Here is a 12123-nt window from a genome sequence, read left to right as displayed (position 1 = left end):
TCATAACCCAAAGGTCGCAGGTTCAAATCCTGCCCCCGCAATTACCAAGGTCCCGTGGTGTAGCGGTTAACATGCCTGCCTGTCACGCAGGAGATCGCCGGTTCGATCCCGGTCGGGACCGCCATTTTCCATGAATTCATTCATGGTTATTTTTTTTGTCAAAAAAGCCTGTTCAAGCGTGCCAATTAACGTGCGGGGCTTTGCGTTTTTATTAAAATCATGTACACTTATAGAAGCGACAAGGACTGACTCCAAGCGGGTGAGTCTTTTTTATTGAATGACTGATGAAACAACAAATAAATGAGTGAACTAGATGGAGGAACGGGCAGTGATCTATAACTGGAATTCAAGCCATCCTGATGATACAGCAGCATTTGCCTATAGATTGGGTGAACTCCTTAGAGCAGGAGACATTCTTACTCTTGAAGGCGATTTAGGCGCAGGCAAAACGACTTTTTCAAAAGGAATCGCAAAAGGGCTGGGTGTGAAACGAAATGTGAACAGTCCCACTTTTACGATTATGAAAGAATATATGGGAAGACTTCCTCTGTACCACATGGATGTCTACCGTTTAAGTGATGAATGGGAAGATCTTGGTTTTGATGAGTATTTTGAAGGAGCGGGCGTGTGCCTGGTTGAATGGGCACATCTTATTAAAGAACAGCTGCCTGCTGAGCGATTGGAAATATCCATTTTCCATGCGAGTGAACTGGAGAGGCGCTTTGAGCTTAAGCCTGTTGGCAAAAGGTATGAAGCGTTGTGTGAGGAGATAATGACATGAATGTACTGGTAATTGATACATCTAATTTTCCTCTGTCCATTGCTGTGATGAATGAGCAGGCAGTGGTGGCAGAGACGCTGATTAACAGCAAAAAAAATCATTCGATTCAAGCCATGCCGGCAATTGAAGCCCTGCTGCAGTCCGTTGACCTGCAGCCTAAAGATTTGGACCGCATTGTTGTGGCAAAAGGACCCGGCTCTTATACAGGCGTCCGCATTGGCGTAACGCTGGCTAAAACGCTTGCCTGGACACTTGATATTCCTGTGGTGGGCGTCTCAAGTCTTGCTTCTTTAACGGGAGCCGGCCGCTATTTTGACGGTCTGGTCTGCCCTGTATTTGATGCGAGAAGAGGACAGGTTTATACAGGTCTGTATGCGTTTAAAGACCAGCAGCTGACGGAGGTAAAAGAGGACGTTAATATTCTGATGGAAACCTGGCTTGACCAGCTTGCTGAAATGAATGAAAAAGTGTTATTTACAGGCAAGGACACCGCGGTTTTCTGGGAACTGATTCAAAGTAAACTGGGAGATCGGGCGATTCAGTCTGTAGTGACTGAACAGGTGCCGCGTGCCAGTGAAATTGGTTTGATTGGCATGAGCATGGAGCCTGGCAATACACATGATGTGGTACCGAACTATATCCGGCTGGCTGAAGCAGAAGCGAAGTGGCTGGAGCGCCAGCAGGGTGAGCGTCATGAATGATACACAATTCCGGTGGATGACCATCCAGGATATCGATCAGGTGCTGATGGTCGAGGAGCAGTCATTTACTATTCCCTGGCGCCGTGAAGCGTTTGAAAATGAGCTGATGGTTAATCAGTTTGCGAAGTATTTATTGCTTGAAAAAGACAATGAAGTCATTGGCTATTGCGGACTGTGGCTGATCATGGATGAAGCGCATGTTACCAATATTGCAATAGTGCCGGGGCAAAGAGGGCAAAAGCTTGGACTGACACTGATGCAGAAGGTGCTGAAGCTGGCTAAAGAAGCAGGGGCTAAGACGGTCACGCTTGAAGTGCGCGTCAGCAACGACATTGCCCGGTCTCTATACCGCAAGCTTGGCTTTTTAGAGGGCGGAATCCGGAAAAATTATTACTCAGATAACGGAGAGGATGCATTGGTCATGTGGGTGAACTTATAATGACACAGCATACATTTGTATTGGGAATTGAGACAAGCTGTGATGAAACCGCTGCTTCTGTTGTACGTGACGGCACTCAGATACTGTCTAATGTGGTTTCATCTCAGATTGAAAGCCACAAAAGGTTTGGCGGAGTTGTACCGGAGATTGCTTCACGACACCATGTAGAGCAAGTGACGTATGTGGTGGAAGAGGCGCTTGTTCAGGCAGGACTAACCATAAAAGAGATTGATGCGATTGCCGTGACAGAAGGCCCGGGTCTTGTCGGGGCTTTGATCATCGGGGTAAATGCCGCAAAAGCGATTGCATTTGCACACAATATTCCACTGGTAGGCGTTCATCATATTGCCGGTCATATTTATGCCAACCGCTTAGTGAAGGAAATGAAATTTCCATTGCTTTCTCTTGTCGTGTCCGGGGGGCATACGGAGCTTGTTTATATGAAGGAACATGGCTCGTTTGAAGTAATTGGGGAAACAAGAGATGATGCAGCTGGAGAAGCGTATGACAAAGTGGCACGCACACTAGGGCTTCCTTATCCGGGAGGACCTCATATCGACCGTCTTGCGCAGGAAGGCAAGCCATCGGTTAAGCTGCCTCGTGCCTGGCTGGAAGAGGGCTCCTATGATTTCAGCTTCAGCGGTTTGAAATCATCTGTCATTAATACGCTGCATAATGCTGAACAGCGGGGGGAAGAAATTGACCCGAAGGATCTCGCTGCAAGCTTTCAGGAAAGTGTCATTGAGGTGCTCGTAACAAAGGCGGAGCGCGCGGTAAAGGAATACAAAGCCGAACAGCTTCTGCTAGCCGGGGGAGTAGCGGCAAACAAAGGACTGCGCCAAAGGCTGGAAGAGACCTTCGGTGACGCTGGCAGTATAGAGTTGATCATTCCGCCGCTTTCATTATGCACCGATAATGCAGCGATGATTGCTGCAGCAGGAACTATTTCGTTTGAGCAGGGAAAAAGATCCGGCTATGCGTTAAATGCAAATCCGGGGCTTGAGTTAATATAAAAAGGACAAGCGTTTCGACGCTTGTCCTTTTCTTTATAATGATAAAACTTCTTTACCCAGGGTTTCTATCTCATCTGGTGCCTGAAACAGTCCTTTGTCAAATTCAGGGTTCAGTTCGTAATCCAGAATTTCTGTACTGTAGGTTTCAGTACCAAATGATTGATACTGGGTCTTTACTTCATAGAAGGTGTCCTGATCAAACCAGTAATCAGTTGTCTGGCCTTCCTGGGTGGCCTGAACATGGTAGGTTTGATAGCCGTTCACTTCTTCCTCTCCGATCAATGAAAGTTCAGCATGCTCAAGCAGGTACTCGTAGGAATGTGCTCCATGCCCCAAGTCAGCATTTTCCGTAAAGGCATTTTCATACCGCTGTGCTTCATCGTCGCCTTCTGCATACTCGATTAAGAAATTTGGATCCTCAAGATCGGTAAACAGATAAGAAGTCCGGTCTTCTTCTTCGTATTCAATATGCCGGTAAAAGTTCTCATCCTGTTCATACAGCCACTGTTTTTCTACAGTAGAGGAATCAACGGTTCCTTCTGCAGTTTCGGTTGTTCTTTCTGCTTTAAAATAAACGCTGTCCAGCTCCTCATGGAGGGAGGCAGCTTGTCCAAGTATGTCTTCAGCTGATGGCTGCTGTTTTTTATCTTGTGTCTCAGCAATAACATGTGTGTTCGAGCCCGTGGCAAATACTAATGAAGTTATGAGTGCTGCAGGTACTAGCTTTTTCATAAATTAGTAAAGCCTCCTTATTTTTCTTATGATACTTAAACTGTTCCCTACTCACTTAACCATAAACGTATTATTATCTATTAACCTGTCTGTAAACCAGCTGTAATAAATAGTCACAATTATAAGAACATTTGTACTTGTGCACAGTCTGTGGATAACCTGTTAATAACATTAAAACGTCTGTGTAAAAAGCGTTTTCATTTTCAGTGTGTCATAACCTGTGGATACTGTTGGTAACTTAACTGTTTGTTGTGGATAATGTGGATAAAAACGGTGGACAGCGATAAAAAGCTGTGCGTAATGTGCATAACTCTGTGGATTGTTACATGATTGTCATGGTTTCTACATCATTCGACGATTTTACCTTTACAAAAATATGGCTTAAGAAGTATGTTGAACTTAAAAAATCTAAAATAGAAAGAACGGTGGATAAAGTATGATGATTCTCAGCTTTCTTATCATTGCATGGATCCTAAGCTGGTTTAAGTTTCACGATTTGTTCGTTCAGGCTTTTAAGGAGCTGTTTAATAAGGAGATCACCGTTGCCAGTTATTATTTTATCTTTTTCTGTATAGGCATGTTTGGCGACATCGTTTTATTTTTGAGAGGAGCTTATGATGTGTGGATTATGTAAAAGGGGATGGGGATTCGTCTTTGAGTCAAGTACAGCTCAGCCCAGACCAGATCGATAAACGTGTAAAGTTGTACGATAAACCAATAAACATGATCGATAAAAGTGAAAACATGTGTGATAAAATCTCATCGTGGTGCCCAGAGACCGATAAACGGCTAAAGTAGTCCGATAAATTGTGAAACATGAATGATAAATTGCCTGATATGATCGATAAACCGGAAAAGGTGATCGATATATGGGCAGGTGCCGGAACGTCAAAAATGGGCCTAAGCTCGGTGCACAAAATAAAGAACGGCTCATGAATTAGTTCATGAAGCCGTTCTTTTTGTCATTTTTGCGCAGTATGTTCCCTTACGTCTCAAGCTCTTCCTGAAGCTCGGCCCATTCCTCCATTAACTGGTCCATGGAGTATTTTGCTTGTTCAATCAGTTCATTACACTGCATGACCCGTTCATGATCCTGAAAAATGTCGGGGTCGCATAGCAGCGTTTCATTTTCTTCGATCTGATCTTCAAGCTCGGTAATGAGCAGCTCGATTTCCTCGAGTCTTCTGCGTTTCTGGCGTTCTTTTCTTTTTTGTTCCTTGTCCTGTTCAAAACTGTTTTTGTCTTTTTGACTGCTGGACTTCACAGCTGCAGGGGAGGCGTTCTTTTCTGCCTCATAGCGTTCATGTTCTTCCTGCTCCTGCGTTTTCTCTACATAGTAATCGTAGTCTCCTAAAAATTCTGTTGCACCGTCAGGAGACATCTCAAGCACCTTGGTGGCGATGCGGTTGATGAAATACCGGTCATGGGACACAAAGAGGATGGTGCCGGGAAAGTCCATCAGCGCATTTTCAAGAATTTCCTTGCTGTCGAGATCCAGGTGGTTGGTCGGCTCATCTAAAATCAGAAGATTGGACTGCTGCATCATCAGCTTGGCTAAGGCAAGTCTTGCTTTTTCACCGCCGCTCAAGGTGTTAACGGGCTTTAGCACATCCTCACCTGAAAATAAGAAATTCCCCAGTATCGTGCGAATGTCTTTTTCATTTTTCATCGGATAGTCATCCCAAAGCTCGTTTAGGACCGTTTTGCGTGAGTTTAATTCCGCCTGCTCCTGGTCGTAGTAGCCGATGCTGACATTGGAGCCATAGCGGATCTCTCCCTGCAGCGGCTCCAGCTTTTTCACGATGGTTTTTAAAAGAGTGGATTTGCCGACGCCGTTTGGACCGATTAACGCGAGGCTGTCCTGCCTGGAAATCGATACGTTAAGGCCGGATGAAACAGGTTTGTCATAGCCAATCGCAAGCTCGTTGATTTTTAATACATCATTGCCGCTTTGACGATCGATGCCGAACGAAAAGTTGGCTGATTTCTCGTCACCCTGGGGACGGTCCAGCTTGTCCATGCGCTCAAGCTTCTTTCGGCGGCTTTGTGCCTGTTTGGTCGTCGATGCGCGCACAAGGTTTCGCGCAATAAAATCTTCAAGCTTCGCAATTTCCCCCTGCTGCTTCTCAAACTCTTTTACTTCCCGTTCATAGTTCAGGGCTTTTTGATCTAAATAATAGCTGTAGTTGCCGTGAAACTTTTTGGAGCGGTGCCTGGAAAGCTCGACGACCTGATTCACGACCTTATCAAGAAAGTAACGGTCATGGGAGACGATCAGGATGGCAGCGGGGTACCCCTGCAGATACTGCTCAAGCCATGCGAGCGTCTCGATATCCAAATGGTTGGTCGGTTCATCGAGGATCATGACATCGGGCTTGGTGAGAAGCATTTTTCCAAGGGCAAGCCGTGTTTTCTGTCCTCCGCTTAAGGTGGAGATCGGCGTATTGTAGTCAAACTGGCCAAACCGCAAGCCGTGAAGGACTGAGCGGATATCGGCCTCATACTGGTAGCCGCCTTTTTCTTTAAACGCGACCTGAAGCTCATCGTATTCCTTCATTAATTTGTTATAACGTTCTGTGTTTTCATAAATAGCGGGATCAGCCATTTTTTGTTCATTGGAACGGAGCTCGGCTTCCATTTGCTTTAAATGGTCAAACACCGACAGCATTTCCTCCCAGATGGAGAGGTCTGATTCCAGGCCTGTGTGCTGCTCCAGGTAGCCAATTGACACGCCCTTTGGCTTGATGATTTCTCCTTCATCGTAGGACATCTGGCCGGCGATCATTTTCAGCAGGGTGGATTTTCCTGCACCGTTTCGGCCGACTAATGCAATCCTGTCTCTTGTTTGTACCTCTAATTTTATATTCGATAAAATCTCTTCTGCGCCAAACGCTTTCGAGAGTTGGTTTACTTGTAATAAAATCATGTAAGGATCACCTCATTTTCTACCTTTAAGTGTATCGCAATGGAGAACATCTGTGCAATAAACCGGATTTGTGAAAAGTATTTCAAACTTTGTACAGCAGAGGTTGAATGGTGTATGATACTAATGAATGGGTTAAAAAGGGATAAGATATCAAAAACTTGTACGTTTTGATTCACTATAAGATTGGAAGCGTTAACAGACCGATCGGCCATCATTCGTATCAAGGAATGCATGAACCGAATTGGTCATGCCACGGTTAGATTTAGGGGGGAGAAGGCATGAATCAGGAGCAAGTCAGGATTCCGCAGGCGACAGCGAAGCGATTGCCGCTTTACTACCGCTTTTTAAAAAACCTGCATTCGTCAGGAAAGCAGCGGGTATCTTCAAAAGAATTAAGCGATGCCGTAAAGGTAGATTCAGCTACCATCAGGCGTGACTTTTCATACTTTGGTGCGTTAGGCAAAAAGGGATATGGGTATAATGTTAATTATCTGCTGACCTTTTTCCGAAAAACACTGGATCAGGATGAGGTCACAAAGGTTATTTTGATCGGTGTCGGAAATCTTGGTACCGCGTTTCTTCATTATAACTTTCTTAAAAACAACAATACAAAAATTGAAATGGCATTTGATGCCGATCCGAAAAAGGCTGGAACTGCCATTGGGGATGTGCCGATCTTTTCGATGGACGAGCTTGAGGAGCGGGTGAAGGAAAGCGACATCGAAGTGGCTATTTTAACGGTGCCTGCAGGACCCGCGCAAACGATTACCGACCGGCTGGTGCCGATGAACATTAAGGGAATCCTTAATTTCACGCCGGCCAGGCTTAATGTGCCGGATCACATCCGCATCCATCATATTGACCTTGCCGTTGAGTTGCAGTCGCTGATCTACTTTTTGAAGCATTATACAGCAGATGACGTAGAACCGTCACAATTGGAAGACATTATAGAATAGCAAAATGCTGTCGAATGATTTATGATATAAAGAAGAAATGGAGGTGCAATCACCATGCCAGGTCCAATGAGCTTAGTCATAATTGCTGTCGTTGCGCTTTTAATTTTCGGCCCTAAAAAGCTTCCTGAACTAGGAAAAGCTGCCGGAAGCACTCTTCGTGAATTCAAGGATGCTACAAAAGGTTTAGCAGACGACGATGACGATAAAAAAGAAACAAAAAAAGAAGATAAAACGTTATAATAACACGGGATGGTGGCCATATGAACGAGAAAGATATGACCGTCCATGATCATATAATTGAAATAAGAAAACGACTCATTCTTGTGGTCGTTTTCTTTGTCTTTGCGATTGCAGTCGGATTCTTTCTTGCAGAACCGCTGATGCACTTTCTGCAGAATTCAGATGAAGCAAAGAATATGACACTTAATGCATTCAAGGTGACCGATCCGGTAAAGATTTATTTTCAGATCATCTTGTTTATTGCATTTATCATGACGGCGCCCCTAATACTGTATCAGCTCTGGTCTTTTGTCAGCCCCGGGCTGCTTGAAAAAGAAAGACGCGTGACTTTAAGCTATATACCAGCTTCAGCCTTCTTGTTTTTACTTGGTCTGGCTTTTGCTTACTTTATTTTGTTTCCGTTTGTTGTCCGTTTCATGTTCAATTTATCGGATAACCTCGGGATCCAGCAGGTTATCGGGATTAATGAATTTTTCCAATTCCTTTTTCAAATGACGATTCCATTTGGATTTTTATTTCAGCTGCCGGTGATTATGCTGTTTATTACGAGGCTTGGTATCGTGACGCCGATGTTTTTGGCAAAGATCCGCAAGTATGCGTACTTTGTACTGGTCGTCATCGCAGCGTTTGTTACACCGCCGGATATTTTCTCCCACATGCTTGTGACCGTGCCATTGCTTTTGCTGTATGAAATCAGTTTGATGATTGCGAAGGTGGGCTATCGGAAAGCGATGCAGGCGGAGGCTAAGCAGCGTGTGATTGAGGAGCAGGAGAGAAGAGACCGGATTGATCGGGAGATGTCTTCAAAATAAGTGTTTCTATAAATGGGGCTGTTGATTTCCGCTGCAGGTGCTCGCTTTCCGCGGGGCGGGGGTGAGCCATCTTCAACGCTTTGCGTTTCAGAGGTCTCACCCTTCCCGCTATATCCCGCAGGAGTCTCACACCTTCAGCTCCAATCAACTGTGTGTAAATATCAGCATTTATCCTTAATAGAGTAAAGAAAAAAGTAGCGAGGAGAAAGCTTCCCGCTACTTTTTTTCTTTTTCTCTCATATGGCGCTTAATTTTAAAATGCAGCAGGATCAGGCGGATTCCTGAGCCGATGTCGTAGGTGGCAAAGGCCACGAAGAGATAAGCAAAGAATCCCCATCCGTTGTCATTGACGCTGCTGATCGCAAAGTAGGTAAAGACAGCGCCGAGTAAGATGTAAATTAATCCGCTGACTAAAGGGTTCCTCATAATATTCCACCAACCATAAATCGTAATAGGGTAACCATTGCTTCATTCATCTCCATAATCTTCTCCATTTCATCGGCAAATACAAACTGCACGAGCACGACAAAGCTGTTAATGGAAATATGTGCAATGATCGGGACAATAATACGTTTTGTTTTCGCATACAGGAAGGCAAACGCAAAGCCCATCGCTGTGTAAATTAAGATATGTGTGAAGTCCAAATGGATCGCAGCAAAGATCAGGGCGCTCAGCATGCCTGAAATAAAGAAGTTATACCGGCGATAGAACCAGCCGAAAATAACGCCGCGAAACACAATTTCCTCTAAAATCGGTCCGAATATTGCAATTGCAAACGAAGCGGCCGGCACATAGGACAGGAGGCTGATAATATCTGCTGTATTATCCGATCCCGGCTCAATGCCGATCATCGTTTCAATTAAGACGGCAATCATCTGGCTTGCAAAGGCCAAAAAGATCCCGGCAATCGACCACACAACGACCATTCCGGTATTCGCTTTTTCACCCGGCAGATCCAGTGCCCCTTTTCGTCTATATAATAGAAATAAGGTAAGCAGGAGGGTTGCAAAAAAGCTGAAAAAGATCCAGTAGCCGGCAGCAAGATTTTTCATAATATCCGCTTCATTGTCGGTCCACTTCATGCCGCCCATATAAACAAGGGGAACGCCAATCAGACTTGAAAGCTGCATCACAATATATGCAGCCAAAATAAAGACAAAGGTTCGATTCACGTGTTTACTCCTTTAAATTAAATTTCTCGACACCGTTATACAAAATCTTTTGCCGATAAGGTTTATTCTACTAATAAACAAACGCCCCTTCAAATTTAATCACTCAAAGGGGGACAAGCAGAATTTGTCGTAAAAAAAGTAATGGTTTTCACTTGCAAAAAAAAGGCTGATTCTTTATCATAATAACTGTGTTAGCACTCAATGACTTAGAGTGCTAATAAAAAAGAACACATATCTTAAGGAGGTTGTTTCACTTGTTAAAACCATTAGGTGATCGCGTAGTAATTGAGTTGGTAGAATCAGAAGAAAAAACATCAAGCGGGATTGTTCTTCCGGACAGCGCTAAAGAAAAGCCGTCAGAAGGCAGAGTTGTATCCATTGGTACAGGCCGCGTTTTAGATAACGGAGAAAAAGTAGCACTTGAAGTATCTGTTGACGATCGTATCATCTTCTCGAAATACGCTGGAACAGAAGTGAAATACCAAGGCAACGAATACCTGATCCTTCGTGAAAGCGACATTTTAGCTGTACTCGGCTAATAACCATAACGAACTTATACTTAGAATAAACGAACCATCAAAAAATAACTCAGGCTGACAGAGCCTGTAAAACAGGAGGAACCTTACTTATGGCTAAAGATATTAAATTTAGTGAAGAAGCACGCCGCTCCATGCTTCGCGGTGTTGATCAGCTTGCAAATGCAGTGAAGGTAACACTTGGACCAAAAGGACGCAACGTGGTACTTGAAAAGAAATTCGGTTCACCGCTTATTACAAACGATGGTGTAACAATCGCAAAAGAAATCGAGCTTGAAGATGCATTTGAAAACATGGGTGCAAAGCTTGTAGCGGAAGTAGCAAGCAAAACAAACGAAATCGCCGGTGACGGTACAACAACTGCAACGGTTCTTGCGCAGGCAATGATCCGCGAAGGCCTTAAAAACGTGACAGCTGGTGCGAACCCTGTTGGCGTACGTAAAGGAATCGAAAAAGCAGTTGTCGCAGCACTTGACGAGCTAAAAGCAATCTCTGTTCCAATCGAAGGAAAAGAGTCAATTGCACAAGTTGCAGCGATCTCTTCTGCTGACGAAGAAGTCGGCCAATTAATCGCTGAAGCAATGGAGCGCGTGGGCAACGACGGCGTCATCACAATCGAAGAATCAAAAGGCTTCACAACAGAGCTTGATGTAGTAGAAGGTATGCAGTTCGACCGCGGATATGCCTCTCCTTACATGGTTACTGATTCAGATAAAATGGAAGCAGTGCTTGAAAATCCTTATATCTTAATCACTGACAAGAAAATCGGCAACATCCAGGAAGTACTTCCAGTTCTTGAGCAGGTTGTTCAACAAGGCAAGCCGCTTCTAATCGTAGCTGAAGACGTTGAAGGCGAAGCACTTGCTACATTAGTAGTGAACAAACTTCGCGGCACATTCAACGCAGTAGCTGTTAAAGCTCCAGGCTTCGGTGACCGCCGTAAAGCAATGCTTGAAGACTTAGCTGTACTAACTGGCGCTGAAGTGATTACTGAAGACCTAGGTCTTGATCTTAAATCAGCAAACGTAACACAGCTTGGACGCGCAGCGAAGGTTGTTGTAACAAAAGAAAACACAACAATCGTTGAAGGTGCAGGCGAAGCTAACAAAATCGGCTCACGCGTAGGTCAAATCCGTGCACAGCTCGAAGAAACAACATCTGAATTCGACAAAGAAAAACTGCAGGAGCGCCTTGCGAAACTAGCTGGCGGTGTTGCCGTAATCAAAGTCGGAGCAGCAACTGAAACAGAATTGAAAGAGCGTAAGCTTCGCATCGAAGACGCCCTTAACTCAACACGTGCAGCGGTTGAAGAAGGAATCGTATCCGGTGGTGGTACAGCGCTTGTCAACGTATACAGCAAAGTGGCAGCAATCGAAGCAGAAGGCGACATCGCAACAGGCATCAACATCGTTCTTCGTGCCCTTGAAGAGCCAATCCGTCAGATCGCACACAACGCTGGTCTTGAAGGATCCATCATCGTTGAGCGTCTGAAAAAAGAAGAAGTAGGCGTAGGCTTCAACGCAGCCAACGGCCAATGGGTCAACATGATCGACACTGGTATCGTAGACCCAACAAAAGTTACGCGTTCTGCACTTCAAAACGCAGCATCCGTAGCAGCCATGTTCCTAACAACAGAAGCAGTCGTAGCTGACATTCCAGAAGAGAATGCCGGCGGCGGAATGCCTGACATGGGCGGCATGGGTGGAATGGGCGGCATGATGTAATCATTGCCCAGAACCCTTGATAGTAGAGGGTTTATGAAGTTTCGAAACATGAATTGCTAACTTTTTGCTAACTTCGGTTATTTTTGAAAAC

The 12123-nt window shown here is 44.7% G+C and carries 14 protein-coding genes and 1 tRNA gene; 11 read left to right on the top strand and 4 right to left on the bottom strand.

What is annotated here, in order from left to right; translation table 11 throughout:
* Positions 1–48 precede the first annotated feature (48 nt).
* The 5 genes from E2R51_RS15645 to tsaD all read left to right on the top strand — a co-directional run bounded on the left by E2R51_RS15645 (position 49) and on the right by tsaD (position 2934).
* Positions 49–124, top strand: a tRNA-Asp gene (locus E2R51_RS15645).
* 204 nt (positions 125–328) lie between these two features.
* Positions 329–781, top strand: coding sequence for a tRNA (adenosine(37)-N6)-threonylcarbamoyltransferase complex ATPase subunit type 1 TsaE (gene tsaE, locus E2R51_RS15640; protein WP_240733105.1), 453 nt, complete (start codon positions 329–331; stop codon positions 779–781).
* Positions 778–1482, top strand: a complete 705-nt coding sequence (gene tsaB / locus E2R51_RS15635) for a tRNA (adenosine(37)-N6)-threonylcarbamoyltransferase complex dimerization subunit type 1 TsaB (protein WP_133378017.1) — start codon at positions 778–780, stop codon at positions 1480–1482. Before tsaE ends, tsaB begins: the two co-directional genes overlap by 4 nt.
* Positions 1475–1921, top strand: a complete 447-nt coding sequence (rimI, locus tag E2R51_RS15630; protein WP_133378016.1) for a ribosomal protein S18-alanine N-acetyltransferase — start codon at positions 1475–1477, stop codon at positions 1919–1921. Before tsaB ends, rimI begins: the two co-directional genes overlap by 8 nt.
* Positions 1921–2934: a tRNA (adenosine(37)-N6)-threonylcarbamoyltransferase complex transferase subunit TsaD gene (gene tsaD / locus E2R51_RS15625; RefSeq protein WP_133378015.1), complete on the top strand. Its 1014-nt coding sequence runs from the start codon at positions 1921–1923 to the stop codon at positions 2932–2934. The genes rimI and tsaD overlap by 1 nt, the downstream gene beginning before the upstream one ends.
* Positions 2935–2967: 33 nt before the next feature.
* On the opposite strand, the gene E2R51_RS15620 is transcribed toward tsaD, so the two are convergent.
* Positions 2968–3666 carry a LolA family protein gene (locus E2R51_RS15620; RefSeq protein WP_133378014.1) on the bottom strand — a complete coding sequence of 233 codons (699 nt, stop codon included), beginning with the start codon at positions 3664–3666 and terminating at the stop codon, positions 2968–2970.
* A gap of 436 nt (positions 3667–4102) precedes the next feature.
* Between E2R51_RS15620 and E2R51_RS15615 the strand changes: the two genes are divergently transcribed.
* On the top strand, positions 4103–4300 hold the full coding sequence (locus E2R51_RS15615; RefSeq protein WP_133378013.1) for a hypothetical protein: 198 nt from the start codon (positions 4103–4105) through the stop codon (positions 4298–4300).
* A 351-nt stretch (positions 4301–4651) separates the two neighbouring features.
* Here E2R51_RS15615 and E2R51_RS15610 read toward each other — a convergent pair whose 3' ends face one another.
* Entirely contained in the window at positions 4652–6592 is a 1941-nt protein-coding gene (locus tag E2R51_RS15610; protein ID WP_133378012.1) for an ABC-F family ATP-binding cassette domain-containing protein, read from the bottom strand.
* Between the two features lie 278 nt (positions 6593–6870).
* Here E2R51_RS15610 and E2R51_RS15605 point away from each other — a divergent pair, with 278 nt between their 5' ends.
* The 3 genes from E2R51_RS15605 to tatC are packed head-to-tail and all read left to right on the top strand — an operon-like array spanning position 6871 to position 8600.
* Positions 6871–7548 (top strand): redox-sensing transcriptional repressor Rex, encoded by a 678-nt coding sequence (locus E2R51_RS15605; protein WP_133378011.1) that lies wholly within the window; start codon positions 6871–6873, stop codon positions 7546–7548.
* A 54-nt stretch (positions 7549–7602) separates the two neighbouring features.
* Positions 7603–7788 (top strand): twin-arginine translocase TatA/TatE family subunit, encoded by a 186-nt coding sequence (locus E2R51_RS15600; RefSeq protein ID WP_133378010.1) that lies wholly within the window; start codon positions 7603–7605, stop codon positions 7786–7788.
* 20 nt (positions 7789–7808) lie between these two features.
* Positions 7809–8600: a twin-arginine translocase subunit TatC gene (gene tatC, locus E2R51_RS15595; RefSeq protein WP_133378009.1), complete on the top strand. Its 792-nt coding sequence runs from the start codon at positions 7809–7811 to the stop codon at positions 8598–8600.
* Positions 8601–8816: 216 nt separating this feature from the next.
* On the opposite strand, the gene E2R51_RS15590 is transcribed toward tatC, so the two are convergent.
* Positions 8817–9026, bottom strand: a complete 210-nt coding sequence (locus E2R51_RS15590; RefSeq protein WP_133378008.1) for a YdiK family protein — start codon at positions 9024–9026, stop codon at positions 8817–8819.
* On the bottom strand, positions 9023–9772 hold the full coding sequence (locus E2R51_RS15585) for a CPBP family intramembrane glutamic endopeptidase (RefSeq protein ID WP_133378007.1): 750 nt from the start codon (positions 9770–9772) through the stop codon (positions 9023–9025). The genes E2R51_RS15590 and E2R51_RS15585 overlap by 4 nt, the downstream gene beginning before the upstream one ends.
* Before the next feature lie 254 nt (positions 9773–10026).
* Here E2R51_RS15585 and groES point away from each other — a divergent pair, with 254 nt between their 5' ends.
* On the top strand, positions 10027–10311 hold the full coding sequence (gene groES, locus E2R51_RS15580) for a co-chaperone GroES (protein ID WP_133378006.1): 285 nt from the start codon (positions 10027–10029) through the stop codon (positions 10309–10311).
* An 89-nt stretch (positions 10312–10400) separates the two neighbouring features.
* Positions 10401–12032, top strand: coding sequence for a chaperonin GroEL (gene groL, locus E2R51_RS15575; protein WP_133378005.1), 1632 nt, complete (start codon positions 10401–10403; stop codon positions 12030–12032).
* Positions 12033–12123: the final 91 nt, after the last annotated feature.

It is taken from the genome of Jeotgalibacillus sp. S-D1 (assembly GCF_004358665.1).
GTDB lineage: Bacteria > Bacillota > Bacilli > Bacillales > Jeotgalibacillaceae > Jeotgalibacillus.
This window is presented reverse-complemented; position numbering and strand designations above follow the sequence as displayed.